The sequence below is a fragment of the Corynebacterium mastitidis DSM 44356 genome (assembly GCF_000375365.1).
Taxonomy (GTDB): domain Bacteria; phylum Actinomycetota; class Actinomycetes; order Mycobacteriales; family Mycobacteriaceae; genus Corynebacterium; species Corynebacterium mastitidis.
On record NZ_AQXB01000002.1, the window covers coordinates 331,369 to 354,462 of the forward strand.

Sequence of the window (23,094 nt, forward strand, 5' to 3'; positions counted from 1 at the left end):
ACGGAGCCTTTCTATGAGAGGAAGCGTGGTTATGCGGGGGTTGCGTGGGCGCGGGCCTCGCGGACGAGCAGCCAGATCATGTATGCCCCGCCCAGGCACACGGTGATGAGCCCCACGGGGACGGGGCGGTATGCCTGCGAGATCGCCACCGCGCACACGTGGGCGGCGCAGAGTAGCGCCGCGCCCATCGCGGCCGAGGCGATCAGGCTGACCCCGGCGGTGCGGGTAAGGCGGCGCGCGAGCTGCGGGGCGGTCAGGGCGATGAACCCGATGGGACCCGCTGCGGCGGTTACGAGAGCGGTGGTGGCTACCCCCAGGGCCATGAGGGAGGGCTTGACCAGCGGTACCTTTGTGCCCTGGGTGGTGGCGGTGGCGTCGCCAAGCTCTAGGCTGCGCAGCGCCGGGGAGAGCAGCGCGGCACCCAGCAGCACGAACACTCCGAGGATGAGCGCGGGGACGAGGCCCTGCCAGGTCACCCTGGTGAGTGAGCCAGCGGCCCAGAAGCCCACCACCATCGCGTCCTCCACCTGGGCGCGGGTGATGAGGTAGGAGTTGAGGGAACCCAACCCTGCGGATATCGCGATGCCCACGATGATGAGCCGAAAGCCCGGAGCGCCGCGCCGTCTCGCTAGGAGGTAGACGGCGAGCGCGGTGAGGAGTCCGCCGGTAACGGCCGCCGCCGCGAGGGCCCATGCATCGTTGGTCCCGGCCACGAGTACCGCGACGGTCACGGCGGTGTACGCTCCGGCGTCGAAGCCGATCACGTCCGGGGAACCCAGGGGATTGCGCGTGAGAGACTGGAAGATCGCCCCGCCTACGCCGAGAAGCAGGCCGAAGAGGAGCGCGGCCAGTGCGATGGGCATGCGCCACTGCGTGACGATGACCCGCTGGATCTGCGTTCCTCCGCCGCCTAGGACGTGCAGCACCTCGCCCGGGGAGAGCGGGAAGTCCCCCATACCTATGCCGAGCAGACACAGGAGGCAGGCCCCGAGGAGCAGGGCGAGGCTCCACCACGCCAGGCGCAGCGACACGCGGAAGGAGAAGAAGCGCGTGCGTATGCTGGTGTGGGCGTAGCCGGGGTTCAGGGGAGGCCTCACAGTCCACTTACCTTCCTGCGCCGTACCAGCGCGATGAGTACGGGCGCGCCGATCAGCGCGGTGACGATCCCTGCCTCGATCTCCCCGGGGCGGCCGAGGATGCGCCCGAGGATGTCGGCTAAAAGCACCAGGGCGGGCGCAGCGAGGGCGGAGTAGGCGATGATCCAGCGCTGGTCCGGCCCCACGAACCACCGCACCGCGTGCGGGACCATCAGCCCCACGAAGCCGATTCCCCCGGTCAGGGCCGTTGCGGAACCGGCCAGCAGGGTGAGTGCCACGACGCTGGCCGCACGGGTGCGCCCCACCCTGGTGCCCAGGGAGGCGGCGAGGTCGTCGCCCAGGGCGATGGAGTTGAGCGCGGGGGAGAGAGCGAGAGCCACCGTCAGGCCGAGAGCGAGGAAGGGGAGCACGGCGTAGGCGTCGGCAAGCGAGGTCCCGGATACCGATCCCACGCCCCAGTGCCGGATGGCGTCGAAGGTGCGCGGGTTGAGGAGCATGAGAAAACGCGATATTCCCGTGAGTACCGACCCCAGCGCTACTCCCGCAAGCACCAGAGTGGCGGGATGAGCGGTGCCGCCACCGGCGGCCCCGATGGCGTACACCAGCACCGTGGCCAGCGCCGCGCCGAGGAAGGCACACCAAACGTAGCCCGCCGCGCTGCTCAGACCGAACAGGCTTACCCCCACGGTCACGGCGAAGCTCGCCCCGGCGTTGACGCCCAGGATGCCGGGATCGGCCAGCGGGTTGCGGGTGATCGCCTGGATGAGGGCTCCGGAGACGCCAAAGCCCGCACCCGCGATCACCGCCACGACGGTGCGTGGTACCCGTTGTCCCCACACGATGGCCTCCGCTTGTTGCGTTGTCGTGTCCCCGCCCCGGTGCCACAGCGCGTCCCAGACGGCGGTGTAGGGCAGGGGGTTGGAACCGTGGGCGAGGCTTGCGGCGCAGGTCAGCAGCAGTGCGGCGAGGATGAGCAGGAGGCCCAGGGCGCGGCGGGTCGGGCGGCTGCGGGAGGGTGTCGCGGTCATGCGAGCTGTGGAACGGAGAGACGGTGTTTCATAGGTAAGGCTAAGTATATACCATGATGGGCGGGGTGTTCTTCCCCGGCTGTGTCGGTAACCTCGTGCATAAAAGCGAGCGGTCCGAGTACACGCCACGCCCGCAGGCTATCCCAGCCCCTAATTCCCCCGACCCCGCGCCACCCCTTATTACCTAGTCCAACCTAGTCCACGTGCTGCGCGCGCGGCGGGGTAATCAGCGGCTTGGGCGAGTACTCGGCGCGCAGGTTGCGCAGGATCGTGGCGTGCTCGGCCAGGCGCTGATCCTCCTCGGTCACCGGGGTGAACTGTCGGGAGGGCAGGGCGTGCCCGTCCACGTCCTTGGCGATGTAGGTCACGGTGGCGTGGATCGCGGTCTCCAGCTCGGTGCGGCCCCGGTGGGCGTCGCCCGCGCGCACGTGGATGGACATCTGCATGCTGCGCTCGTCGGTGCGCAGCATGCGGGCGTCCACCTCGATGAGGTCACCGATGGAGATCGGCTGGTAGAAGCGGATGCCCCCGGCGTACACGGCCACGGTGTGTTCCCCGGACCACTCCATGGTGCAGGCGGTGCCCGCCTCGTCGATCCACTCCATCGCGGTGCCGCCGTGGACCTTGCCGCCCCAGTTGACGTCGGTGGGCTTGGCCAGGAATCGGGTAATCAGGCGGGGGGCGTCGGAGGGGCCGTCGTAGGTCTGCTTTTCCATCTCCGCCTCGATGGCGCTGCGCAGGCCGATGCGGGAGCGGGCGGCCTCCTGCACCCGGTGCTCCTCGTCGGAGGTGGGCACGAAGGTGGGCACGGGGGTGGACTTGCCGGTGCCGGGGCTCTTGGCCACGAAGATCACCAGGCAGTCGCAGGCGCGGGTGAACACTCCCTCGCGGGGGTCGGCGGAAAAGACCTCGTTGATGATGTGCATGGAGGTGCGCCCGGTCATGGCGATGCGGGAGCGCACCTCCACGATGTGCCCGGAGGGGATGGGGCGGGTGAAGTGGATATGTCCCACGTAGGCGGTCACGCAGTAGGTGCCGCACCACTGGGTGGCGCAGGCGTAGGCCGCCTTGTCGATCCACTCCAGCACGCGCCCGCCGGAGATACCGTGGGAGTCGGCAAAGAGCACGTCCGTGGGCGCGGCCATGAAGCGCAGGGTGACGGCGGGGGACTTGGTGGCGGGATTAGTCATGGATGTGGCATTCTCCGGGGTAATACGGGGTGGGTTCCATAGAAAAGTCCCCACCACCATACCGCGCGCCCGGCCGCGCCCACGAGCCGCGCCCACGAGGGGGGCAGTGAGATAGCAGGGAGAGAGATAGAGGAGGCGTGGGGCAAGGGCGGGCGGGATATACTGCCGTGGTGGCTAAGAAGATCGATCCTGTGGCCGCGCGCCGCGCGGTGGAGGCCGTCCGGGAGTGGGCGTGCGACCCCGAGGGCACCCCGGCGCCCCCGCGCGCGGAGCTGGCGGCGGCGGTGCGCCAGTCCGCCCGGCTGCTGGAGCACACCGCCCCGGGGCACTCGGTGGAGGTGCGGGTGCCGCCGTTTGTGGCGGTGCAGTGCATCGAGGGGCCGCGCCATACGCGCGGCACGCCGCCCAACGTGGTGGAAACCACCGCCCTCACCTGGCTGCGCCTGGTGGTGGGCGCGGAGGAGTACGAGGCGGCGGTGCGGAGCAACCGTGTGGAGGCCTCCGGGGCCCGCGCGGGGGAGGTGGCCCGCTGGCTGCCGTTGTTTAGGCTGGGTGGCTAAGGGTGGCTATGATGTTGCCCGTGGCACTTAGGAACACGCATTGTCCTCCCGTCCCTGTCTCGCCTCCCGTGAACCTCGACGATCGCGGGGAGACCGCCCCGCGCGAGGAGTGCGGTGTCTTCGGTGTGTGGGCGCCGGGCGAGGAGGTCGCCAAGCTGACGTACTTCGGATTGTTCGCCCTCCAGCATCGCGGCCAGGAGGCCGCGGGCATCGCGGTGGGCGATGGCGACCGGATCATCGTGTACAAGGACATGGGCCTGGTCTCCCAGATCTTCGACGAGATGCTGCTGGATTCCTTCGAGGGGGACGTGGCCATCGGGCATACCCGGTACTCCACGGCGGGCGGCACGGACTGGAACAACGTCCAGCCCATGTTCCGCACCTCCTCCAACGGCACGGACATCGCCCTGGGGCACAACGGCAACCTGGTGAACTTCATGGAGCTGCGCGACGAGGCCACGGAGCGCGGCGTGCTGGACGCCGCCAGCGCCTCGGACACCAACGTGCTCACGGCCCTGCTTGCCGACGCCGTCGCGGACGGCACCACCGTGCTCGACGCCGCCCGCGAGCTGCTGCCGCGCGTGCACGGCGCCTTCTGCCTGACCTTCACCGACGGCCAGACCCTGTACGCCGCCCGCGATCCCTATGGCGTGCGGCCCCTGGCCCTGGGCCGCCTGGAGCGCGGCTGGGTGGTGGCCAGCGAGACGTGCGCCCTGGACATCGTGGGGGCCTCCTTCGTCCGGGAGATCGAGCCCGGCGAGATGGTGGCGATCGACGCCACGGGCATCCACAGCGAGCGCTTTGCCGAGCCGCGCCACAAGGGCTGCGTGTTCGAGTACGTCTACCTGGCCCGACCGGACACGGTGATCCGGGACCGCTCGGTCAACGCGGTGCGCATCGACATCGGCCGCCGCCTGGCCCGGGAGTTCCCCGCCGAGGGCGACCTGGTGATGCCGGTTCCGGAGTCCGGCACACCCGCGGCGGTGGGGTACGCGCGCGAGTCGGGCATCCCCTTCGGCCAGGGCCTGGTGAAGAACTCCTACGTGGGCCGCACCTTCATCCAGCCCTCGCAGACGCTGCGCCAGCTCGGCATCCGCCTCAAGCTCAACCCGCTGCGGGAGGTCATCGAGGGCAAGCGCCTGATCGTGGTGGACGATTCGATCGTGCGCGGCAACACCCAGCGCGCCCTGATCCGCATGCTGCGGGAGGCGGGCGCCGCGGAGGTGCACGTGCGCATCGCCTCTCCGCCGGTGAAGTGGCCCTGCTTCTACGGCATCGACTTTGCCAGCCCCGGCGAGCTGATCGCCAACTCCGGGGATAGCCAAAACGACGAGGACGTGGCGCAGTCCATCTGCACCGCCATCGGGGCGGATTCCCTGGGGTTTGTGTCCATCGAGCAGATGGTGGAGGCCACCGAGCAGCCCATGAGCGAGCTGTGCACCGCGTGCTTCTCCGGGGAATACCCCCTCGGCCTGCCCGAGGGCAACCCCAACGCCGAGCTTGTGGCCCGCCTGCAAGAACCCCTCGCCCAGAGCTAACCCCGTGACCACGAACAAGGACGGAAAGAGACAAAACGATGAGTCAGAATGAGACGCAAGGTGCCTCCTACGCCGCCGCCGGGGTAGACATCGAGGCCGGGGACCGCGCGGTGGAGCTGTTCGCCCCGCTGGCCAAGAAGGCCACCCGCCCCGAGGTGCGCGGCGGGCTGGGCGGCTTCGCCGGTCTCTTCGCCCTGGGCAAGTACCGCGAGCCGCTGCTGGCCGCCGGGTCCGACGGCGTGGGCACCAAGCTCGCGGTGGCCCAGGCGATGGGCAAGCACGACACCATCGGCATCGACCTGGTGGCCATGTGCGTGGACGACCTCGTGGTGTGCGGCGCGGAGCCGCTCTTCCTCCAGGACTACATCGCCATCGGCAAGGTCGTTCCGGAGCACGTGGCGCAGATCGTCTCCGGCATCGCGGAGGGCTGCACCGAGGCCGGCTGCGCCCTGCTCGGCGGGGAGACCGCCGAGCACCCGGGCCTGATGGAGCCGGGGGAGTACGACGTTTCCGCCACCGCCGTGGGCGTGGTGGAGGCGGACGAGCTGCTGGGCCCGGACCGGGTGCGCCCCGGGGACGTCATCATCGGCATGGCCTCCTCCGGCCTGCACTCCAACGGCTACTCCCTGGCGCGCCACGTGCTGCTGGAGCGCGCCGGCTTGCCGCTCGACGGCCACGTGGAGGAGCTGGGCCGCACCCTGGGCGAGGAGCTGCTGGAGCCCACCCGCATCTACACCAAGGACTGCCTGGCCCTGGCGGCGGAGTGCGATATTCACACCTTCTGCCACGTCACCGGCGGCGGCCTGGCGGGCAACCTGGCGCGCGTGATCCCGGATCACCTCGTGGCCACGATCTCGCGCGGGGCGTGGACCCCGGGGCAGATCTTCCGCACCATCGCCTCCCTGGGCAAGGTGTCCGAGGAGGAGATGGAAAAGACCTTCAACATGGGCGTGGGCATGGTCGCGGTGGTCTCCGCCCAGGATCGGGACCGCGCCCTGGCGATGCTCGCGGCCCGCCACGTGCCGAGCTTCGAGATCGGCACGGTGCGCGACGCCGCCGAGGGCGACGCCCAGCGCGTGGTGATGACGGGCAGTCACCCCGGCTACTGATTGCCCGGCGGGGGACAGGAAAAGGGGCGGCACCTCTTCTCGGTGGAGAGGGTGCCGCCCCTTTTCCTGGCGGTGACGAGGAGGGCGGGCCCTAGCGGCCCTCCTCCCTGTCATCCCAGTAGGCGTACTCCGCGTACGGGTCGTCGTAATCCGTCTCGGAGGAGTCCTCGTAGGAGCGGTGAGGAGCCTTGCCGGCTAGTTCACGCTGTAGGGACTCCAGATCCATGTCTGGCGTGCTGTATTTCAACCGGCGTGCAACTTTGGTCTGTTTTGCCTTCGCGCGACCGCGACCCATGGCGATGACCCCCTTGGAGTTTCAGGGCACCCAGGGAATTCGGATGCCCCATCTGCTTTACGTGTGTCTATATTCCTGTAAGACACAATAGCGGTTCTGACCAAAAATTTCTGCACCGCCTCCGCCGGGGGCGGCTTTGGGCAGGGTACGGGGCTAAAAGCTACCGCCCCCGCAGCCGATCCATTGCGGCGCGCCCGGCCTTATCCCCCTCGAAGCTCGGCAGGGAGTCCTCGTCCACGGACAGCGCGGCGTCCCCGGCCACCAGGGCGGGCCCGCCGGGGCTCAGCGCGGAGCGCTTGAGCAGGCCCAGCGCGATGGGCCCCCACTCGTGGTCGTGCACCACCGTGCCCAGGCGCCCCACCCGTCGCCCCTGGGGGCCCGCCGTGATGTCCGTCCCGGGGGCGGGCAGCGCGGGCACGGAGCCGTCGAGGTGCAGGCGCACCAGCAGGCGCGGGGAGCGCCCGATGTTTTCCACCCGGGCCACCGTCTCCTGCCCCCGGTAACACCCCTTGACCAAGTGCACGGCGCCGGGGTTCTCCCCCCGGCCGATCCAGCGGGGCACCTCGTGCGGGATCGCCTTGGCGTCCAGGTCCGCGCCCAGCTCCGGCTCCAGGGCGTGCACCCGGTGCGCGCTCCACGCCATGAGCCCCGCCGGGTGCAGGCCGCGCTCGCGCAGGCGTTCCACGGCGGCGGGCAGGTCGGCGCGCTCCACGGCGAGGTCGAGGCGGCCGCCCAGGGGCCGGGACAAGGCCAGCGGCAGGCCGCCGAGGTCGGGGGCGGGGTCGAACCGGCCGAGCAGGGTGAGCAGGCCCAGGGAGGTCTCCTCGATCTCCACCTCGGACCAGAACACCATGCGGCGCAGGTACGCCAGCAGGGAATCCGCCTGTACTTGGGGCAGGTCGAGGTAGAACCCCGCCTCCGTCCGGCTGATCCCGGCGTGGTGGAGCACGCGCCCCTGGGCGTCGAGGTCGAGGGCCTCGGCGTGGAAGCCCGGGGGGGCGTCGTCGAGCTTCTGGCTGAGCAGGTTGTTGAGGAAGGCCGCGGCGTCCGCGCCGCCCACGCGGATGATGGCGCGGTGCGATCTGTCGATGACCACCCCGGAGCCTGCGGCCCGGCGCTGCTCGGCCAGGGGATCGCCGTAGTGCCAGGCCACGCCCCGGCCGTCCACGGCCAGGGCCAGGGGATCGGACTCGTGGGCCGGGGTGGCCCCGGGCAGGCTCAGCAGCGGGGAGGTGTAATCGGTGGTTTCAGACACAGGTAGATGGTAACCCCCCGCGGCGGGCATAATTCAAGGTATGGCTGGAAGCACGGCACCCATCATCTTCATCCTGGAGCCCTTCGGCGGGTCCATCCGCAGGCACAACGCCTCCCTTCCGTTCCTGTTCTGGGATGACGCGGCGGTCACCCGTGGCGACGGCGTCTTTGAAACCTTCCTGGTGCGCGGGGGCCGCGTGTGCAATCAGGAGCGCCACGCGCGGCGCTTCGCCGCCTCCGCCCGCGCCCTGGGCCTGCCGGAACCCGACCTCGATTACTGGCGCTCGGCCACCGCCGAGGCCGTGGCGGCGTGGGCGGCCGAGCGCGGCGAGGAGGCCGAGGGAAAGTGCGTGTGGACCTACAGCCACGGGCGGGCCACCACCGGCTTTCCCTCCGCGTGGCTCACCCTCACGGAGGTGGGGCGGCGGCAGCGCGAGCAGCGCGAGGAGGGGGTGAGCGCCCTGACCCTGCCGCGCGGGCTGGTGCCCAACCCTCAGGCGCGAGACTGGATGCCCGCCGGGGCCAAGACCCTCGGCTACGCGGAGGCGATGTCCGCCCTGCGCCACGCGCGCTCCCGGGGCTGCGAGGAGGTGATCTTCACCGAGGGCACCGGGGAGGAGGCCCGCGTGCTGGAGGGGGCGACCTCCACCGTGGTGCTGGTGAAAAAGAACCGCAAGATGCGCACCCCCGTCCCCGGCGGGGAGGTGCTGCCGGGCACCACCCAGGAGGCGCTGTTCCACGCCGCCCAGGAGGCGGGATGGCGGTGCAAGGCCAAGGACCTCACGGTGGCCGACCTCCGCGCGGCGCAGTCCGTGTGGCTGGTCAGCTCCGTGCGGCTGGCGGCCCGCGTGACCAGCCTCGACGGCGCCGCGCTCCCGGACCCCGGGCGCGGGCACGAGAGGGAGGTCAGGGCGCTCATCGAGGCGGCGGTGACCGCCTAGGCGTACTCGGCTGGGGGCGCTAGCCCACCACCCGGGTCAGCTCGGCGGACATGCGCGGGTGCAGCTCGCCGTCCACCACGCGCTCGTCCACCCAGCCCAGGTGGTTGTTGGGCATGAGCCCGTAGAGGCGCTTGCCCGGCCCCAGGGTGGCGGGCCCGGTCTCCGTGACCATCGTGGAGGCGGACTGGATCTCCCAGGCGCGCTCGTTGACGGGCTTGCCGTAGAAGATCTCCACCGCGCCCGCGGAGTTGGCGCAGACGAACTCGATGTTGTCCTTCAGGTCGATGCGCACGAAGCCGGACTCGCGCTGGTCCAGGTCGGAGGGGTTGCCCTCCTCGTCCACCTTCCACATGCGGGACTCGTAGGTCAGGTAGTTCTCGCCGTCGTGGGCGAAGGTAATCTGCTGCCCGAAGGTGTACTGCCCGCCCTCCGGGGTGTCGGCCTGGCCCTCGCCGCGCCACACGCCCACCAGGGGCAGCAGGGCGAGGAGGCCGTCGTGCAGGTTCGGCCCCAGGCGCAGGTTGGCGGTGTCGGCCGCCACCGGCAGGTCCTCGAGGGAGGGGATGTTGCGGCCCGCCGTGGACTTGGACTGCTCGGCGGCGAGGTTCACCGCGTCGGTGCCGCTGCGGGTGGGGCGGGACTCGGGGGCGCCGGAGGCGGCGGCGTCGCCGGGGGTATCGGGAACGTGATTTTCTTCAGCCATGCCCACCAGGGTACTGGTAGGGTCGCGCGCGGGGGCTACACTGGTACCGGTGCGTGCGCTGATGATTTCCAACCCCCATGCCACCACCCAATCCGGCCTCATGCTGCGCCGGGTGATGGCGGCCCTGCGCGAGGTGGAGGGGCTGCGGGTGCGCAGCGTGCTGACCCACCACGCCGGGCACGCCGCAGAGATGTGCCGGGGGCTGCGCCGCGAGGACTACGACGTGGTGATCGCCGTGGGCGGGGACGGCACCGTCAACGAGGTCATCAACGGCCTGCTGGGGGAGGTGGAGGGCGCCCCGGCGGCGGGGGAGGTCCCGGCCCTGGCGGTGGTGCCCACCGGTTCCGCCAACGTCTTTGCCCGCGCCCTGGGCTACCAGCCCTTCTCCGACGTCGTGGCCCGCCAGCTCGCCCAGGCCCTCCGCGGGGACCAGCGCCGCAGCATCTGCCTGGGCACCTGGAACGAGGGGTGGTTCGCCGTCAACGCGGGCTTCGGCATCGACGCCACCGTGATCGAGCGGGTGGAGCAGGTGCGCAGCCGGGGTTTTGCCGCCACGCCCCTGCGCTACCTGGTGGTCTCCACGGAGGCGTGGCTGCGCAGCCAGATCAAGCCGCCCTCCATCGAGGTGCGCGCCACCTCGGCCGCCGGGGGCGACCTGCACTTAAGCCGCATGCCCCTGCTCTTCGCCTCCAACACCAACCCCTGGACCTTCCTCGGCCCGCTGCCCGTGGTCACCAACCCCGGCAACTCCTTCGACCAGGGGCTTGGGCTCTTCGGCCTCACCGACATCCGGGGCTTGGGCGGGGTGGCCAGCATGCTCCACCTCATCGGCGTGGGTCACCAGCGCCGCTTCGAGGGATGGATCAAGCGGCGCACCGTGCGGTTCGACGACGCAACCGCCGTGGAGATGGTCTGCCCCACGCCCGAGCACTTCCAGGTGGACGGCGAGTACGAGGGGGACTACACCCGGGTGCGGCTCGGCTCCGTTCCCGCCGCCCTGGAGGTGTTCGCCCCGCGCGAGGAGCCGCTGTCCGTCCGCAGGACCGTGTGGCGCACGTTGCGGGACTTTGTCCGCGTGCGGTAGCCGCCGGGCGCCGCGGGGTCGGGAGCGGAGGGTGGTGCCGCGCGGTCGCGACGTTTCCATGCCGCCGTGGGGCGCGTGGGGTTCGCTCCCGCCCCACGGCGGAATGAAAGCGTCCCGCGCCGCCCGGGCGTGACGGGAGTGAACCTCATCCGTCACACACCGGCATGAAAAGCGCAGACTCGGCCGCCCGCGCCCTCGCGACCCCGCGCGCCCAAGCCCGCGCCTAGCCCCGCCCGTAGTCGGTGTCGTCGTAGTCGGAGGGGCTGGAGGTCTCCAGGGGCGAGAGATCGGAGAACTCCACGGTGATGTTGCGCCGCTGCGCGGTGAAGTAGATGGAGCCCCCGGAGACGTGCACGGCCTCGGCCTGCCCGGCCAGGGGCAGGGAGCGGGTGTCCAGCTCCCAGCTAAAGGCGCGCCGGGCCGCCTCCACGCGCTCGGTCGGCACCCCGGGGAACTGCGTGGGCGTCATGCGGAAGGTGGGGCCCTCCAGGCGCAGCGCCGCGATCACGGTCACGGGGGCGTCGAAGCCCTCCGGGGTGCCGGTGAGCTGCACCTCCACGGCGGGGCCGCCGCCGGGGGAGATGTCGTAGGGGTTGGCGATGTCGAGGTCGGTCATGCCGAGCTGCGCGCCCACGGCCACCCCGTCCAGGCCGAGCTGGCGGCTGAATATCTCCGCCGTGGCCCCCGTGATGTTCCCGCTGAGCACCTGCTGCCGGTTGGCCTCGATGGCGGTGATCTCGGTGCGGGCGTTGACCAGCCCCAGCCCGGGGGTGTCCACGTCCAGGGCCTCCACGGAGAGCCGGGGGATCTCCCCGGTGAGCAGGGCCTGGGAATAGGGCATCCCGCCCAGGTAGACGTGCGGGGGCACCTCCAGGTTGGAGTTGTCGGCCACGGCGGTGGAGATGGCCCGCTCGGCGCGGATGGCCACCGCGGAGTCCGCCACCCACGCCACGGCGCCCGCCCCGCACAGCGCGGCGGCGGTCACGCCCAGGATCTTCTTGCTCGCAGCCACGCCCGTCAGTCTAGTGAGTACCCTGGGCGGGCATGAACACGCATACCCTCGCCCTCCCCGGTAGCCCCTACGCCGATGCCGCGCGCGACCTCCTGGACCGCGTGGAGCGCGCGGACGGCATCGCCGCGCTGTCCGAGCAGTTCGTGCTGGGCATCAGCGACGCCCGCCTGGGGCACCGGCACGCGGTGGTCACGGAGGGGGAGCGGGTGATCGGGCTGCTCGCCGTGGATAAGGAGGCGGAGCTGGCCGTGGACCCGGAGCACCGGCGGCGGGGCGTGGCCACGCTGTTGCTGGGCGCCCTGCCGCCCGCCTCCGTGTGGGCGCACGGCAACCTGCCCGCCGCTCAGGCCCTGGCGTCGCGGCGCGGGATGGACCCCACGCGGCGGCTGCTGGTGCTGGGGATCGAGGGGGAGGCCCTGGAGTGGGTCGCGCGTGCGGAGGCCCCGAGGGGCTACGCGCTGAGCACCCTGGATGAGCTGGCGGGGCGGTGGGGCCGCGATCGCGTGCTCGACGCCTGGCTGCGGGCCAACAACGAGGCCTTCTCCTGGCACCCAGAGCAGGGCGGCTGGGATCGCGCCCGCCTGGAGCGCGGGATGGAGGCGCCGTGGTTCGACCCGCGAGGAGTGCTGTTCCTCACAGAGGGGGAGGAGTTGGCGGGCTTTCACTGGACCAAGTGGCACGAGGGGGAGGGCGGCCTCGGGGAGGTCTACGTGGTGGGCCTCGCGGCGGCGTACCGGGGGCGGCATCTGGGCGGGTCCTTGCTGCGTGCGGGCCTGGAGCACCTCGTGGGGCGCGGCGCGCGCCGGGTGGTGCTGTACGTGGAGGCGGATAACCAGGCCGCGCTGAAGGCATACTATCGCCTGGGCTTCCAGGTGGCGGAGGAACATGTGGTGTACACCCAGGACAGTTAGCCTAATGATGGTGTGAAATTAACGTGGCGTTCACGCGTTATTGGCCCGCTGGACGCAATCGGGATCTACCTTTTGCCCTGGGGCGCGGTGAGGAACTTTCGTATCCTCGCCGCCCGCAGAACTCAATCGCAGAGCCTGAAAGGTTTCCCGTAACCATGAATGTTAAGCGTTTTGCCGCCGCAGTCGGCGTCGTTGCCGCGTCGTCTGCCGCCCTGGTGGCGTGCTCCGAGGAGTCCGGCGAGGGCTCCGTGGAGGGCCTGTCCAACGCCACCGGCCAGCTCGTGGCCGAGGGTGCCTCCTCCCAGCAGTCGGCCATGGATTACTTCGGCGTGCAGTACGGCACCCAGATCGGCGGCGCGAGCCTGGCCTACAACGGCTCGGGCTCCGGCTCCGGGCGGCAGAACTTCGTGGGCGGCACCGTGGACTTCGCGGGTTCGGATTCCCCGCTGTCCGAGGAGCAGGTCGGCGCGGCCCAGGAGCGCTGCGGCTCGGAGGCGTGGCACCTGCCCTTCGTCATCGGCCCGGTGGCGGTGGCCTACCACGTGGAGGGCGTGGACGAGCTGAACCTCTCGGTGGAGACGGTCGCCAAGATCTTCAAGGGGGAGATCACCAACTGGAACGACGACGCCATCGCCGCGGAGAACGAGGGCGTGGACCTGCCGGACAAGAAGATCCAGGTGATCTACCGCTCCGACGAGTCCGGCACCACCGATAACTTCCAGAAGTTCCTCAACGCCGCCGTCCCGGACGTGTGGGAGACCACCGGGCAGACCTTCCCCGCGAGCGTGGGCTCCGGGGCCAACGGCTCCAGCGGCGTGGCCTCGGAGGCGGACGCCATCGACGGCGCCATCACCTACGTGGAGTCCGGCTTTGCCAAGCAGAAGCAGAGCCTGGGCGTGGCCAACATCGACTTCGGCTCCGGTCCCGTGGCCCTGAACTCGGAGTCGGTGGGCGTGGCCCTGGACAACCTCAGCTTCACCGGCGAGGGCAACAACATGGTGGTGGACTCCGAGGCCCTGTTCGGGATGAAGGAGGAGGGCGCGTACCCGCTGGTGCTCACCACCTACGAGATCGTGTGCTCGGATTACGCCAACTCCGGCGCGGAGGAGGGCACGGCGGACCGCCTCAAGGACTTCCTCACCGTGGCCCTGAACTCCCAGGACGATCAGCTCGAGTCGCTGGGCTACATCCCGGTCACGGGCGCCCACCACGACCGCCTTGCCCAGGCCGTCGAGGCCATCAAGTAATCCGAGAGGATCGTTTACGTTCATGGCATCTCCACTTTCCGAGGTTGATAGGGCCGGTGGGCCTAAGGCCGCGAGCGCGTCGGCGGGTTCCACCACGGTCAAACGCGCCGGTGACCGCGTCTTTGAGACGCTGTCCACCACGTCGGCCACGCTGATTACGGTTCTCATCGCGGCCATCGGGCTCTTCCTGATCTGGCGCGCGGTGCCCTCGCTGTCCCGCAACGAGGGCGGCCTGTGGGGCTTTCTCACCTACTCCGGTGAGTGGCAGACCCAAAACGTCTCCGCCATGCAGTTCGGCATCCCCAACCTGCTGGCGGTCACGGCCTTAGTCTCCGTGCTGGCGCTGCTCATCGCCATGCCGGTGGCCCTGGGCATCGCCATCTTCCTGTCCAACTACGCCCCCAAGCGCGCGGTGAAGCCGCTGGGGTACTTGGTGGACATGCTCGCGGCCGTGCCGTCCATCGTGTACGGCCTGTGGGGCTGGCAGGTGCTCGGCCCCTGGCTGGAGGGCCTGTACTCCTGGCTGGAGGGCTGGGCGGGCGGGTTCTTCCTGTTCTCCGTGTATGAGAACTCCCCGTCCTTTGCCACCGGGCGCAACCTGTTCACCGGCGGCATCGTGCTGGCCGTGATGATCCTGCCGATCATCGCCGCCACCACCCGCGAGGTGTTCGTGCAAACGCCCAAGGGCCAGATCGAGGCCGCCCTCGCCCTGGGCGCCACCCGCTGGGAGGTCGTGCGCATGACGGTGCTGCCCTTCGGCTTCTCCGGCTACGTCTCCGGCGCGATGCTGGGCCTGGGCCGCGCCCTGGGCGAGACGATGGCCCTGTACATGGTCATCTCGCCGTCCTCGGGCTTCCGGTTCTCGCTTTTCGACGGCGGCACGACCTTCGCCACGGCGATCGCCAACGCCGCCCCGGAGTTCAACAACAACATCTCCGCCGGAGCCTACATCGCCGCCGGCCTGGTGCTGTTCCTCTTGACCTTCGTGGTCAATTCCATTGCTCGCGCCCTGGTGAGCAAGAAGTAGGAGGACAAGGACAATGACTACCTCGATTGATCGACCCATCGTCAAAGACATCAAGAACTCCGCCTTCTCCGACATCTCCGCGGGGCGCAAGACCACCAACACGGTCGCCACGGTCCTGGTGTACGCCACGATGGCCCTGGCGATGATCCCCCTGGTCTGGGTGCTCTACGTGCTGATCTCGCGCGGCCTGGGCCCGGTGCTCAGCGCGGACTGGTGGACGTCCTCCCAGTTCAAGATCATGTACATGCAGCCCGGCGGCGGCGCGCTGCACGCGATCATCGGCACGCTGGTGCAGACGGCCATCTGCTCGCTCGTCTCCATCCCCATCGGCGTGTTCACCGCCGTGTACCTGGTGGAGTACTCCAACGGCAACCGCCTGGGGCGGGTGACCACCTTCATGGTGGACATCCTCACGGGCGTGCCCTCCATCGTGGCGGCGCTGTTCGTCTACTCCATGTGGATCGTGCTCTTTGGGTTCCAGCGCTCCGGCATGGCGGTGTCCCTGGCCCTGGTGCTGCTCATGGTCCCGGTGATCGTGCGCAACACGGAGGAGATGCTGCGGATCGTCCCCCAGGACCTCCGCGAGGCCTCCTACGCGCTCGGCGTTCCCAAGTGGAAGACCATCGTGCGGATCGTCCTTCCCACCTCGCTGTCCGGCATCATCACCGGCATCATGCTGGCGATCGCCCGAGTGATGGGCGAGTCCGCCCCGGTGCTCATCCTCGTGGGCTCCACGCAGGTCATCAACTGGGATCCCATGTCCGGCCCGCAGTCCTCCCTCCCGCTGATGATGGTGGACATGTACAAGGCCGGAACGGCGGACGCGGTGGTGGACAAGCTCTGGGGCGCGGCCTTCACGCTGGTGCTCATCATCGCCGTGCTGAATATCACGGCCCGCTTTATCTCCGCCAAGTTCTCCGTCAAGCACTAAAAACACGAAGAAAGCAGGATTCCTGAGATGTCGAAGCTCGAGCTTAGGGACGTCAACATCTACTACGGCGACTTCCACGCCGTGCAGAACGTCAACCTCGCCGTGCAGGCGCAGTCCGTCACCGCCTTCATCGGTCCGTCCGGCTGCGGCAAGTCCACCGTGCTGCGCACCATCAACCGCATGCACGAGGTCACCCCCAACGCCTCGGTCAAGGGCAAGATCCTCCTCGACGGCGAGGACATCTATGGCGCCAAGGTGGACCCGGTGGCGGTGCGCAACACCATCGGCATGGTGTTTCAGAAGGCCAACCCCTTCCCCACGATGTCCATCGAGGACAACGTGGTGGCGGGCCTGAAGCTGGCGGGGGAGAAGAACAAAAAGAAGCTCAAGGAGGTCGCGGAGAGGTCCCTGCGCGGCGCGAACCTCTGGGAGGAGGTCAAGGACCGCCTGGACAAGCCCGGCGGCGGCCTCTCCGGCGGCCAGCAGCAGCGCCTGTGCATCGCCCGCGCCATCGCGGTGGAGCCGGAGGTGCTGCTCATGGACGAGCCCTGCTCGGCCCTGGACCCCATCTCCACGCTGGCGGTGGAGGACCTCATCCACGAGCTGAAGGAGAAGTTCACCATCGTGATCGTCACGCACAACATGCAGCAGGCGGCGCGCGTGTCCGATCAGACGGCCTTCTTCTCCCTGGAGGCCACCGGCAAGCCGGGCCGCCTGGTGGAGGCCGGGCCCACCCGCAAGATCTTCGAGAACCCGGAGCAGAAGGAGACCGAGGACTACATCGCGGGGCGCTTCGGATAACCCCGCACGCCTCCCGCGGGGGTGCCGCCGATGGTGCTTCGGCGGCACCCTCGTTTTCTTAGAAGCAGAAGGGGTGAAGCACCGTGCGGCGTGGGCTGCGGCGCGTATTCGTCGCCGTCCTGGTTCTCTGCGTCCTCGGCGCGGCGCTGTGGGCCGGGCTGGCGGTCCGGTATTGGTACCACAACCGACCCCTGGAGTCGTTCCGCGAGGAGCTGTGTTCTCAGGGGCGGGCTCGCGTTTCGGACCACTTCGACGCCGAGGAGTTCGTGTTTGCCTGCCCCTATACGGAGGCCAGCTACATACATAAGCGGTACGGCTGGGACGTGAATTACATGGCCGCGCAGCACGAGGACGGGCCCACGGAGCTGATTATGCGGAAGGGGGATTCGTTCGGCACATACGCTATAGGCAGGCAGGAACTCAACCTGTGCGATGGCGTGGAAGGAAAAATCTATTCCGCGACGCGGTGGTGGTAAAGGAGGGGGAGACCGCCCGCATTGAGGAGGAGGGGTGACGCCGCGCGCCCGCAGGGGCCCTACATCCGGGAGCGCTGGGCGTCGCAGTCCTGGGCCAGGTACTCGGTGCGCGTCATCCCCGTGGTCAGGTAGATGACGCGCGCGGCCACGTTCACGCAGTGGTCCGCGTAGCGCTCGTAGTAGCGCCCGATCAGCGTGGCGTCCACGGCCTGGGGCACGGTGCCGGTCCAGCGGCCCTGGGTGAGTTCGGCCATGACGCGCTGGTGCAGCTCGTCCACCGCGTCGTCGTCCTTGCTCAGCGCCACGGCGGCCTGGGCGTCCGGCTCGCGCAGCAGGTCGCGGGTCTGGTCGGCCATGTCGGCCACCAACTGGGAGAACCGCTCGAAGCTGGCCCGCTGGTCCTCGGGGATAACGGGCTGGGGGTGCCGCCGCCTGGCGGTGCTGGCGATGTGCATGGCCAGGGCCCCCATGCGGCGGAAGTCCTCCACGATGTAGATGGAGGAGACCACCTGGCGCAGGTCGCGGGCCACGGGGCCCTCCAGCGCCAGTAGCTCCACGGCGCGGGTCTCGCAGCGGCGCGCGATGTCCTCCACCTTTTCCTCCAGGGAGAGCGCCTCCTCGGCGGCCTGGAGGGAGGTGTGCAGCAGCGCCTCGGAGGCCTTGATCATGACGGTATCCACGATGTCGCAGATCACCACGAGGTCGTGGGAAAAGGCGTCAAGGTGTTCTCTGTAGGCGGTGCGCATGGGGCACAGTATAGGGATAAATGCTATCCGCCGCTGTTGTCTATGTCCGCCCCCTCGGGCACAGTGGCGTCCTCGGGGTCGTCCAGCCAGCCCTCGGGCAGGGCCACCTTGGAGGCGGAGCCCTGGCGGCCCCGGGCGCCGTCGGAGTCGTGGGCCTTCTCGGGGGAGTCCGCCCAGGGGGCCAGCTCCTCCCGCAGCTCGGCCAGGCTGCTCACCTTGGCCAGGCGGGCGCGCAGCTCCCCGCCCACGGGGAAGCCGCGCAGGTACCAGCCCATGTGTTTGCGCATGTCCCGGCAGGCGCGCTCCTCGCCGTCGTGGGCGGCCAGGAGTTCCGCATGGCGGGCGATGATGCGGGTGACCTCGCCCAGGGTGGGCTCCTCGGGCGGGGTGGCGCCGCGCAGCGCGGCGGAGAGCTCGGCAAAGAGCCAGGGGCGGCCCAGGCAGCCTCGGCCCACCTCCACGCCGTGGCAGCCGGTGCGTTCCATCATGCGGCGGGCGTCCTCGGCGGCAAAGATGTCCCCGTTGCCCAGCACGGACACCCCGGTGCCGTCCATGTGCTCCACCAGCCGGGCGATCTCGTCCCAGTCGGCGCTCCCGGAGTAGCGCTGCGCGGCGGTGCGGGCGTGCAGGGTCACCGCCGCCGCGCCCTCCTCGGCGGCGATGCGCCCGGCGTCGAGGTGAGTGTGGTGGTCGTCGTCGATGCCGATGCGGAACTTCACGGTCACCGGCACCCCCGTGCCCTCGGTGGCGCGCACGGCGGCGGCCACGATGTTGCCGTAGAGGCGTCGCTTGTAGGGCAGCGCGGAGCCGCCGCCGCGCCGGGTGACCTTGGGCACCGGGCAGCCGAAGTTCATGTCGATGTGGTCGGCCATGTCCTCCTGCACGATCATGCGCGCCGCCTCGTAGGTGTGGGCGGGGTCGGTGGTGTAGAGCTGGAGGCTGCGCGGGCTTTCCTCGGGGGCAAAGGCCGTCATGTGCATGGTCTTGGGGTTGCGCTCGATCAGGGCGCGCGCCGTGATCATCTCGCACACGTACAGGGCGGCGGAGGTGCCGGTGCGCTCCTGCTCGATCTCGCGGCACAGGGTGCGAAAGGCCATGTTGGTGACCCCGGCCATGGGGGCCAGGACCACGGGGGAGTCAAGGCGCAGGGGCCCGATCTGCAAAGTCACGAGGATCATTGTGGCGTGGGCGTCACCGGGGCTCAAACCGGGGCCCGGGGACGCGGGCTCCGGGCGGCGTATTCGAGGTATATCGGCTACTGTGGTCGTAGTAACTCTTTGCCGTCACCGGGCGCGGATCACGCCCCCCGAGGGCGGCGGAAGGCAAGAAACATCGAGGAGGAGAAGTTGTCCGAGAGGATCGCTAACGCCCAGCTGCGCGGCAAGGTCATGAGCGCCCAGGAGGCCGCGGAGTTCATCAACCACGGCGATAAGGTGGGCATGTCCGGCTTCACCGGGGCCGGTTACCCCAAGGCCCTGCCCACCGCGATCGCGGAGCGCGCCAAGGCGGCCCACGCCCGGGGCGAGGAGTACGCCATCGACGTGTTCACGGGTGCCTCCACCGCCTCGGACGCCGACGGCGTGCTCGCGGAGGCGGACGCCATCAACTTCCGTTCCCCCTACCAGTCCGATCCCACCATGCGGGCCAAGATCAACTCCGCGCAGATGAAGTACGCGGACATCCACCTCTCCCACCTGGGCATGTTCGTGGAGCAGGGATTCTTTGGCACCATGAACGCCGCCATCGTGGAGGCGGTGCGCATCACGGAGGACGGTGCCATCGTGCCCTCCTCCGCCGTGGGCAACAACGTGGAGTTCCTCGACGCCGCCGAGAAGATCATCATCGAGGTGAACTCCTGGCAGTCCCGGGACCTGGAGGGCATGCACGATATTTACCGCATTCCCCGGCTGCCCAACCGCACCCCCATCCCGATCACCTCCGCGGGCGACCGCGTGGGCACCACCACCATCGACATCGACCCCGCCAAGGTGGTGGCCGTGGTGGAGACCGACGCCCCCGACCGCAACGCCCCCTTCAAGCCCGCCGACGAGATCTCCAAGCAGATCGCGGGCAACTTCCTGGACTTCCTGGAGGGCGAGGTGGCGGCGGGCCGCCTAGCCTACGACCAGTACGTGATGCAGTCCGGCGTGGGCAACGTCCCCAACGCCGTGATGGCCGGGCTGCTGGATTCCAAGTTCGAGAACATCCAGGCCTACACCGAGGTCATCCAGGACGGCATGGTGGACCTCATCGACGCCGGGAAGATGACCGTGGCGTCCGCCACCTCCTTCTCCCTCTCGCCCGAGTACGCGGAGAAGATGAACAACGAGGCCGCGCGGTACCGCGAGTCCATCATCCTGCGCCCGCAGCAGATCTCCAACCACCCGGAGGTGATCCGCCGCGTGGGGCTGATCGCCACCAACGGCATGATCGAGGCGGACATCTACGGCAACATCAACTCCACCAACGTCTCCGGCTCCCGGATCATGAACGGCATCGGCGGCTCGGGAGACTTCACCCGCAACGCCTTCGTCTCCTCCTTCATCTCCCCCTCGGTGGCCAAGGACGGTGCGATCTCCGCGATCGTGCCCTTTGCCTCGCACATCGACCACACCGAGCACGACGTCATGGTCATCATCACGGAGTACGGCTACGCCGACCTGCGCGGCCTGGCCCCGCGCGACCGCGCCAAGAAGCTCATCTCCATCGCGCACCCGGACTACCGCCCGCAGTTGGAGGAGTACTATGAGCGCGCCCTGGGGGGCAAGCACCTGCACACCCCGCACGACCTTGGCACCGCCTTCTCCTTCCACCTCAACCTGGCGGAGAACGGCACGATGCGCCTGAGCTAGGCGTGAGCCCATGCGGGCGGGAGGCGCGCGATGGGCTACACTAGATCGCGTGCCTGGGCCGCGCGGGGAGACCGCGCGGCCGGCACTGGGCCTTTAGCTCAGTTGGTAGAGCTACGGACTTTTAATCCGCAGGTCGTGGGTTCGAGCCCCACAGGGCCCACCATTATTATCTTCCGCGCGTGTCGGCGGTTCGGGGGTTACCGCAGCGTGTACACCCATGCCGTGACGCGGCCGCCGTCCTCAAGCGTGACCGTGGTCCCCACGCGGCGGTGCTCCTTCGGCTCGAAGGCATCCAGTTCCGCCCACGCGTCGCGGAGGTCCGCGGTGAGCACCCATCCGGCAACGCGCGCGCCGGGGTCGGCGCCCGCGCGGGGTTCCCCGATGACGAGCCCCGGAAAGCCCATCTCGGCACCCCATCACTCCTCGCGCAGCGCGCCGCGCACGCTGCCGCGCCGCCAGGTACCGCCGTAGGGGGGGGTAGGGGGCCAGGACGCGCTCGTTGGGCCTCCCCGGACCCAGGGTGCCGTAGACGAAAAGACGCTGCGTGCTCATGCCGGGATGCTGGCAAAAGCGCCTACACTTGGGGAGTAATGCGGGCCTTGCGCGGGAAAGGAAGCGGCCGGTGTCCCAGGTTCCACGGCGGATGGATCAGCACGAGATGGGGGTGCGCGCCGACGCGGTGCTGCGCCTGGGGATGATGCTCATGGGCGCGGGGGCGAGCGGGTACCGGGTGATCCGCGCGATGAAGCGCGCAGCGCGGGCGCTGGGCTTCGTGGGGCTCGACGCCGTGGTCACCGTCACCACCATCACCTGCACGTTCCACGACGACGCGGAGTTTCGCACGGTGGTGTCCCATCAGCGGCACCTGGAGGTGGACGCCTCCCGGATCGAGGCCCTGCAGACCCTTTCGCACCGGCTGCGCCCGCCCATGACCGCGCGGGAGCTGAACGCGGAGCTGGACGCCATCGAGTCCGCCGTGCGCAAGCGCTGGGGCCCATGGGTGCTCGCCGCCGCGGCGGCCTGCGCCTGCGCGGGCTGCGCGGTGCTCAACGGCTTTGGCCCCTGGGAGGTGGCGCTGGTGGCGCTGGCGGCGGCCGCCGGGCAGGCGGTACGCGGCTGGCTCGCCCGGCGCGGGGTGCAGATGCTCGCCGGGGTCGCGGCCGGGGGAGCGGCGGCCTGCGTGGTGTACGCCCTGGCCTCCCCGCTGGTGGGTGCCACGGAGGCGGGCTTCGTGGCCTCGGTGCTCTTCCTCGTCCCGGGCTTTCCGCTGTTCTCGGCCCTGATCGACCTGGCCCGCTGCGACATCGCGGCGGGCGTGGCGCGGCTGACCTACGCGATGTCGGTCATGCTCACCGCCGCCTTCGCCGTCACGGCGGTGAGCTGGGCGGCGGGGCTGAACCCGGAGGCGGTGGCGGCCCGCCCGCCGGGGTATGCGCTGGTGCTCCCGGCCAGCGCGGTGGGGATCGCGGGCTTTGCGCTGCTGTTTAACTCCTCGCGCAGGATGGTGGTCGCGGCGGCGTCGATCGGCACGGTGGGCAGCGCGGTGCGCTGGGCGCTTATCGACGCCACGGCCACCCCCTTCATCGCCGCGTGCCTGGGCGCGCTGACCGTGGGGGTGCTGGGGTTCGCGGTGGTACGCGTGGCCCGCATTCCCCGGGTGACCACCACGGTCCCGGCGGTGGTGGTGATGATTCCCGGCCCGGCGATTTACCGCGCCCTGCACGGGATGAGCGAGGGGGACATGGACGCGGTGGTGCTGTACTCCGCCACGGCGGCGATGACGGTGCTCTCCATCGGGGCGGGGCTGGTGCTGGCGCGGCTGCTCACGGACCGGGATTGGGCGCTGGGGCGGCCCATCGACTTCTCGCGCTACCGCGACGGCGCGGCGGGGCCCGTGGGGCAGGAGGGGAAGGCGGGCTAGGAGCGCACCATGCGCCCGACGGCCTTCATGGCCTCGTCGATCTTCTCGCCGCCGTCCTGGCCCTCCTCGATGGCGTGGGCCACGCAGTGGTGGAGGTGGTCGGACATCAGCGCCACGGAGAGCTTGTGCAGCGCGGCGGTGGCGGCGCTGATCTGGGTGACCACGTCGATGCAGTAGGTGTCCTCGTCGATCATGCGCTGCAGGCCCCGGACCTGCCCCTCGATGCGCTTGAGCCGGGTGAGGTAGGCGGCCTTATCCTCGTGGTATCCGTGGTGGGAGCTCATGGTCGGCCATTCTATACGTCCCGTGCCTGCACATTTGGCGCCGGCGTGGGCGTCGCGTATATTTCAGGAGGCCGTGAGAAAACGGCG

24 protein-coding genes and 1 tRNA gene are annotated in these 23,094 nt (G+C 69.8%); 14 read left to right on the plus strand and 11 right to left on the minus strand.

Annotation, left to right across the window (positions count from 1 at the left end):
• Positions 1-29 precede the first annotated feature (29 nt).
• The 3 genes from B140_RS0103870 to B140_RS0103880 form a co-directional block, all read right to left on the minus strand.
• The gene (locus tag B140_RS0103870) at positions 30-1,097 is read right to left on the minus strand and encodes a FecCD family ABC transporter permease (protein WP_018118041.1); all 1,068 of its coding nucleotides are present in this window, start codon (positions 1,095-1,097) and stop codon (positions 30-32) included.
• On the minus strand, positions 1,094-2,125 hold the full coding sequence (locus B140_RS0103875; protein ID WP_018118042.1) for a FecCD family ABC transporter permease: 1,032 nt from the start codon (positions 2,123-2,125) through the stop codon (positions 1,094-1,096). The genes B140_RS0103870 and B140_RS0103875 overlap by 4 nt, the downstream gene beginning before the upstream one ends.
• 194 nt (positions 2,126-2,319) lie before the next feature.
• On the minus strand, positions 2,320-3,315 hold the full coding sequence (locus B140_RS0103880; protein WP_018118043.1) for an acyl-CoA thioesterase: 996 nt from the start codon (positions 3,313-3,315) through the stop codon (positions 2,320-2,322).
• Between the two features lie 170 nt (positions 3,316-3,485).
• Between B140_RS0103880 and B140_RS0103885 the strand changes: the two genes are divergently transcribed.
• The 3 genes from B140_RS0103885 to purM are packed head-to-tail and all read left to right on the plus strand — an operon-like array spanning position 3,486 to position 6,522.
• On the plus strand, positions 3,486-3,875 hold the full coding sequence (locus B140_RS0103885) for a sterol carrier family protein (protein WP_026165967.1): 390 nt from the start codon (positions 3,486-3,488) through the stop codon (positions 3,873-3,875).
• An 11-nt stretch (positions 3,876-3,886) separates the two neighbouring features.
• A complete protein-coding gene (purF, locus tag B140_RS0103890) occupies positions 3,887-5,413 on the plus strand; it encodes an amidophosphoribosyltransferase (RefSeq protein ID WP_051069238.1) in 1,527 nt (508 codons plus the stop codon).
• A gap of 38 nt (positions 5,414-5,451) precedes the next feature.
• Complete coding sequence (gene purM / locus B140_RS0103895; RefSeq protein WP_018118046.1) at positions 5,452-6,522, plus strand: phosphoribosylformylglycinamidine cyclo-ligase; 1,071 nt, start codon at positions 5,452-5,454, stop codon at positions 6,520-6,522.
• A gap of 91 nt (positions 6,523-6,613) precedes the next feature.
• Here the strand turns inward: purM and B140_RS0103900 are convergent, their stop codons facing one another.
• Together B140_RS0103900 and ygfZ are read right to left on the minus strand one after the other, a co-directional pair.
• The gene (locus B140_RS0103900) at positions 6,614-6,817 is read right to left on the minus strand and encodes a DUF3073 domain-containing protein (protein WP_026165969.1); all 204 of its coding nucleotides are present in this window, start codon (positions 6,815-6,817) and stop codon (positions 6,614-6,616) included.
• 160 nt (positions 6,818-6,977) lie between these two features.
• Complete coding sequence (ygfZ, locus tag B140_RS0103905) at positions 6,978-8,072, minus strand: CAF17-like 4Fe-4S cluster assembly/insertion protein YgfZ (RefSeq protein WP_018118048.1); 1,095 nt, start codon at positions 8,070-8,072, stop codon at positions 6,978-6,980.
• A gap of 40 nt (positions 8,073-8,112) precedes the next feature.
• Between ygfZ and B140_RS0103910 the strand changes: the two genes are divergently transcribed.
• Positions 8,113-9,012 carry an aminodeoxychorismate lyase gene (locus B140_RS0103910; protein ID WP_018118049.1) on the plus strand — a complete coding sequence of 300 codons (900 nt, stop codon included), beginning with the start codon at positions 8,113-8,115 and terminating at the stop codon, positions 9,010-9,012.
• A 19-nt stretch (positions 9,013-9,031) separates the two neighbouring features.
• On the opposite strand, the gene B140_RS0103915 is transcribed toward B140_RS0103910, so the two are convergent.
• Positions 9,032-9,715, minus strand: a complete 684-nt coding sequence (locus tag B140_RS0103915) for a heme-binding beta-barrel domain-containing protein (protein WP_018118050.1) — start codon at positions 9,713-9,715, stop codon at positions 9,032-9,034.
• A gap of 61 nt (positions 9,716-9,776) precedes the next feature.
• Between B140_RS0103915 and B140_RS0103920 the strand changes: the two genes are divergently transcribed.
• A complete protein-coding gene (locus B140_RS0103920) occupies positions 9,777-10,799 on the plus strand; it encodes a diacylglycerol/lipid kinase family protein (RefSeq protein ID WP_018118051.1) in 1,023 nt (340 codons plus the stop codon).
• A gap of 223 nt (positions 10,800-11,022) precedes the next feature.
• Here B140_RS0103920 and B140_RS0103925 read toward each other — a convergent pair whose 3' ends face one another.
• Positions 11,023-11,811 (minus strand): LmeA family phospholipid-binding protein, encoded by a 789-nt coding sequence (locus B140_RS0103925; RefSeq protein WP_018118052.1) that lies wholly within the window; start codon positions 11,809-11,811, stop codon positions 11,023-11,025.
• Between the two features lie 32 nt (positions 11,812-11,843).
• On the opposite strand from B140_RS0103925, the gene mshD reads away from it, so the two are divergent.
• The 6 genes from mshD to B140_RS0103955 all read left to right on the plus strand — a co-directional run bounded on the left by mshD (position 11,844) and on the right by B140_RS0103955 (position 17,204).
• Positions 11,844-12,722, plus strand: a complete 879-nt coding sequence (gene mshD / locus B140_RS0103930; protein ID WP_018118053.1) for a mycothiol synthase — start codon at positions 11,844-11,846, stop codon at positions 12,720-12,722.
• A 155-nt stretch (positions 12,723-12,877) separates the two neighbouring features.
• Positions 12,878-13,969, plus strand: a complete 1,092-nt coding sequence (gene pstS, locus B140_RS0103935; RefSeq protein WP_026165972.1) for a phosphate ABC transporter substrate-binding protein PstS — start codon at positions 12,878-12,880, stop codon at positions 13,967-13,969.
• 22 nt (positions 13,970-13,991) lie between these two features.
• The gene (pstC, locus tag B140_RS0103940; RefSeq protein WP_018118055.1) at positions 13,992-14,996 is read left to right on the plus strand and encodes a phosphate ABC transporter permease subunit PstC; all 1,005 of its coding nucleotides are present in this window, start codon (positions 13,992-13,994) and stop codon (positions 14,994-14,996) included.
• Positions 14,997-15,009: 13 nt separating this feature from the next.
• Positions 15,010-15,927, plus strand: coding sequence for a phosphate ABC transporter permease PstA (gene pstA / locus B140_RS0103945; protein ID WP_018118056.1), 918 nt, complete (start codon positions 15,010-15,012; stop codon positions 15,925-15,927).
• 27 nt (positions 15,928-15,954) lie between these two features.
• The gene (pstB, locus tag B140_RS0103950; protein WP_018118057.1) at positions 15,955-16,728 is read left to right on the plus strand and encodes a phosphate ABC transporter ATP-binding protein PstB; all 774 of its coding nucleotides are present in this window, start codon (positions 15,955-15,957) and stop codon (positions 16,726-16,728) included.
• 83 nt (positions 16,729-16,811) lie between these two features.
• Positions 16,812-17,204 carry a hypothetical protein gene (locus tag B140_RS0103955; protein WP_018118058.1) on the plus strand — a complete coding sequence of 131 codons (393 nt, stop codon included), beginning with the start codon at positions 16,812-16,814 and terminating at the stop codon, positions 17,202-17,204.
• A 59-nt stretch (positions 17,205-17,263) separates the two neighbouring features.
• Here B140_RS0103955 and phoU read toward each other — a convergent pair whose 3' ends face one another.
• Together phoU and dusB are read right to left on the minus strand one after the other, a co-directional pair.
• Positions 17,264-17,950 carry a phosphate signaling complex protein PhoU gene (phoU, locus tag B140_RS0103960; RefSeq protein WP_018118059.1) on the minus strand — a complete coding sequence of 229 codons (687 nt, stop codon included), beginning with the start codon at positions 17,948-17,950 and terminating at the stop codon, positions 17,264-17,266.
• Positions 17,951-17,973: 23 nt separating this feature from the next.
• Complete coding sequence (gene dusB, locus B140_RS0103965; RefSeq protein ID WP_026165973.1) at positions 17,974-19,119, minus strand: tRNA dihydrouridine synthase DusB; 1,146 nt, start codon at positions 19,117-19,119, stop codon at positions 17,974-17,976.
• A 177-nt stretch (positions 19,120-19,296) separates the two neighbouring features.
• Between dusB and B140_RS0103970 the strand changes: the two genes are divergently transcribed.
• Positions 19,297-20,802: a succinyl-CoA:acetate CoA-transferase ScpC gene (locus B140_RS0103970; protein ID WP_018118061.1), complete on the plus strand. Its 1,506-nt coding sequence runs from the start codon at positions 19,297-19,299 to the stop codon at positions 20,800-20,802.
• An 87-nt stretch (positions 20,803-20,889) separates the two neighbouring features.
• A tRNA-Lys gene (locus B140_RS0103975) sits at positions 20,890-20,965 on the plus strand.
• 34 nt (positions 20,966-20,999) lie between these two features.
• On the opposite strand, the gene B140_RS14180 is transcribed toward B140_RS0103975, so the two are convergent.
• Positions 21,000-21,206 carry a gamma-glutamylcyclotransferase family protein gene (locus B140_RS14180; protein WP_018118062.1) on the minus strand — a complete coding sequence of 69 codons (207 nt, stop codon included), beginning with the start codon at positions 21,204-21,206 and terminating at the stop codon, positions 21,000-21,002.
• A gap of 239 nt (positions 21,207-21,445) precedes the next feature.
• Between B140_RS14180 and B140_RS0103985 the strand changes: the two genes are divergently transcribed.
• Positions 21,446-22,723 (plus strand): threonine/serine exporter family protein, encoded by a 1,278-nt coding sequence (locus tag B140_RS0103985; protein WP_018118063.1) that lies wholly within the window; start codon positions 21,446-21,448, stop codon positions 22,721-22,723.
• On the opposite strand, the gene B140_RS0103990 is transcribed toward B140_RS0103985, so the two are convergent.
• On the minus strand, positions 22,720-23,007 hold the full coding sequence (locus tag B140_RS0103990) for a metal-sensitive transcriptional regulator (protein ID WP_018118064.1): 288 nt from the start codon (positions 23,005-23,007) through the stop codon (positions 22,720-22,722). The genes B140_RS0103985 and B140_RS0103990 overlap by 4 nt on opposite strands.
• Positions 23,008-23,094: the final 87 nt, after the last annotated feature.

What these genes read in the sequence shown, in the direction of transcription:
- B140_RS0103875 (WP_018118042.1), bottom strand. Translation starts at nt 2,125, where the DNA reads ATGACCGCGACACCCTCCCGCAGCCGCCCGACCCGCCGCGCCCTGGGC.
- B140_RS0103880 (WP_018118043.1), bottom strand. Translation starts at nt 3,315, where the DNA reads ATGACTAATCCCGCCACCAAGTCCCCCGCCGTCACCCTGCGCTTCATG.
- purF (WP_051069238.1), top strand. Translation starts at nt 3,887, where the DNA reads ATGTTGCCCGTGGCACTTAGGAACACGCATTGTCCTCCCGTCCCTGTC.
- purM (WP_018118046.1), top strand. Translation starts at nt 5,452, where the DNA reads ATGAGTCAGAATGAGACGCAAGGTGCCTCCTACGCCGCCGCCGGGGTA.
- B140_RS0103900 (WP_026165969.1), bottom strand. Translation starts at nt 6,817, where the DNA reads ATGGGTCGCGGTCGCGCGAAGGCAAAACAGACCAAAGTTGCACGCCGG.
- B140_RS0103910 (WP_018118049.1), top strand. Translation starts at nt 8,113, where the DNA reads ATGGCTGGAAGCACGGCACCCATCATCTTCATCCTGGAGCCCTTCGGC.
- B140_RS0103915 (WP_018118050.1), bottom strand. Translation starts at nt 9,715, where the DNA reads ATGGCTGAAGAAAATCACGTTCCCGATACCCCCGGCGACGCCGCCGCC.
- B140_RS0103920 (WP_018118051.1), top strand. Translation starts at nt 9,777, where the DNA reads ATGATTTCCAACCCCCATGCCACCACCCAATCCGGCCTCATGCTGCGC.
- mshD (WP_018118053.1), top strand. Translation starts at nt 11,844, where the DNA reads ATGAACACGCATACCCTCGCCCTCCCCGGTAGCCCCTACGCCGATGCC.
- pstS (WP_026165972.1), top strand. Translation starts at nt 12,878, where the DNA reads ATGAATGTTAAGCGTTTTGCCGCCGCAGTCGGCGTCGTTGCCGCGTCG.
- pstC (WP_018118055.1), top strand. Translation starts at nt 13,992, where the DNA reads ATGGCATCTCCACTTTCCGAGGTTGATAGGGCCGGTGGGCCTAAGGCC.
- pstA (WP_018118056.1), top strand. Translation starts at nt 15,010, where the DNA reads ATGACTACCTCGATTGATCGACCCATCGTCAAAGACATCAAGAACTCC.
- pstB (WP_018118057.1), top strand. Translation starts at nt 15,955, where the DNA reads ATGTCGAAGCTCGAGCTTAGGGACGTCAACATCTACTACGGCGACTTC.
- phoU (WP_018118059.1), bottom strand. Translation starts at nt 17,950, where the DNA reads ATGCGCACCGCCTACAGAGAACACCTTGACGCCTTTTCCCACGACCTC.
- B140_RS14180 (WP_018118062.1), bottom strand. Translation starts at nt 21,206, where the DNA reads ATGGGCTTTCCGGGGCTCGTCATCGGGGAACCCCGCGCGGGCGCCGAC.
- B140_RS0103985 (WP_018118063.1), top strand. Translation starts at nt 21,446, where the DNA reads ATGGATCAGCACGAGATGGGGGTGCGCGCCGACGCGGTGCTGCGCCTG.
- B140_RS0103990 (WP_018118064.1), bottom strand. Translation starts at nt 23,007, where the DNA reads ATGAGCTCCCACCACGGATACCACGAGGATAAGGCCGCCTACCTCACC.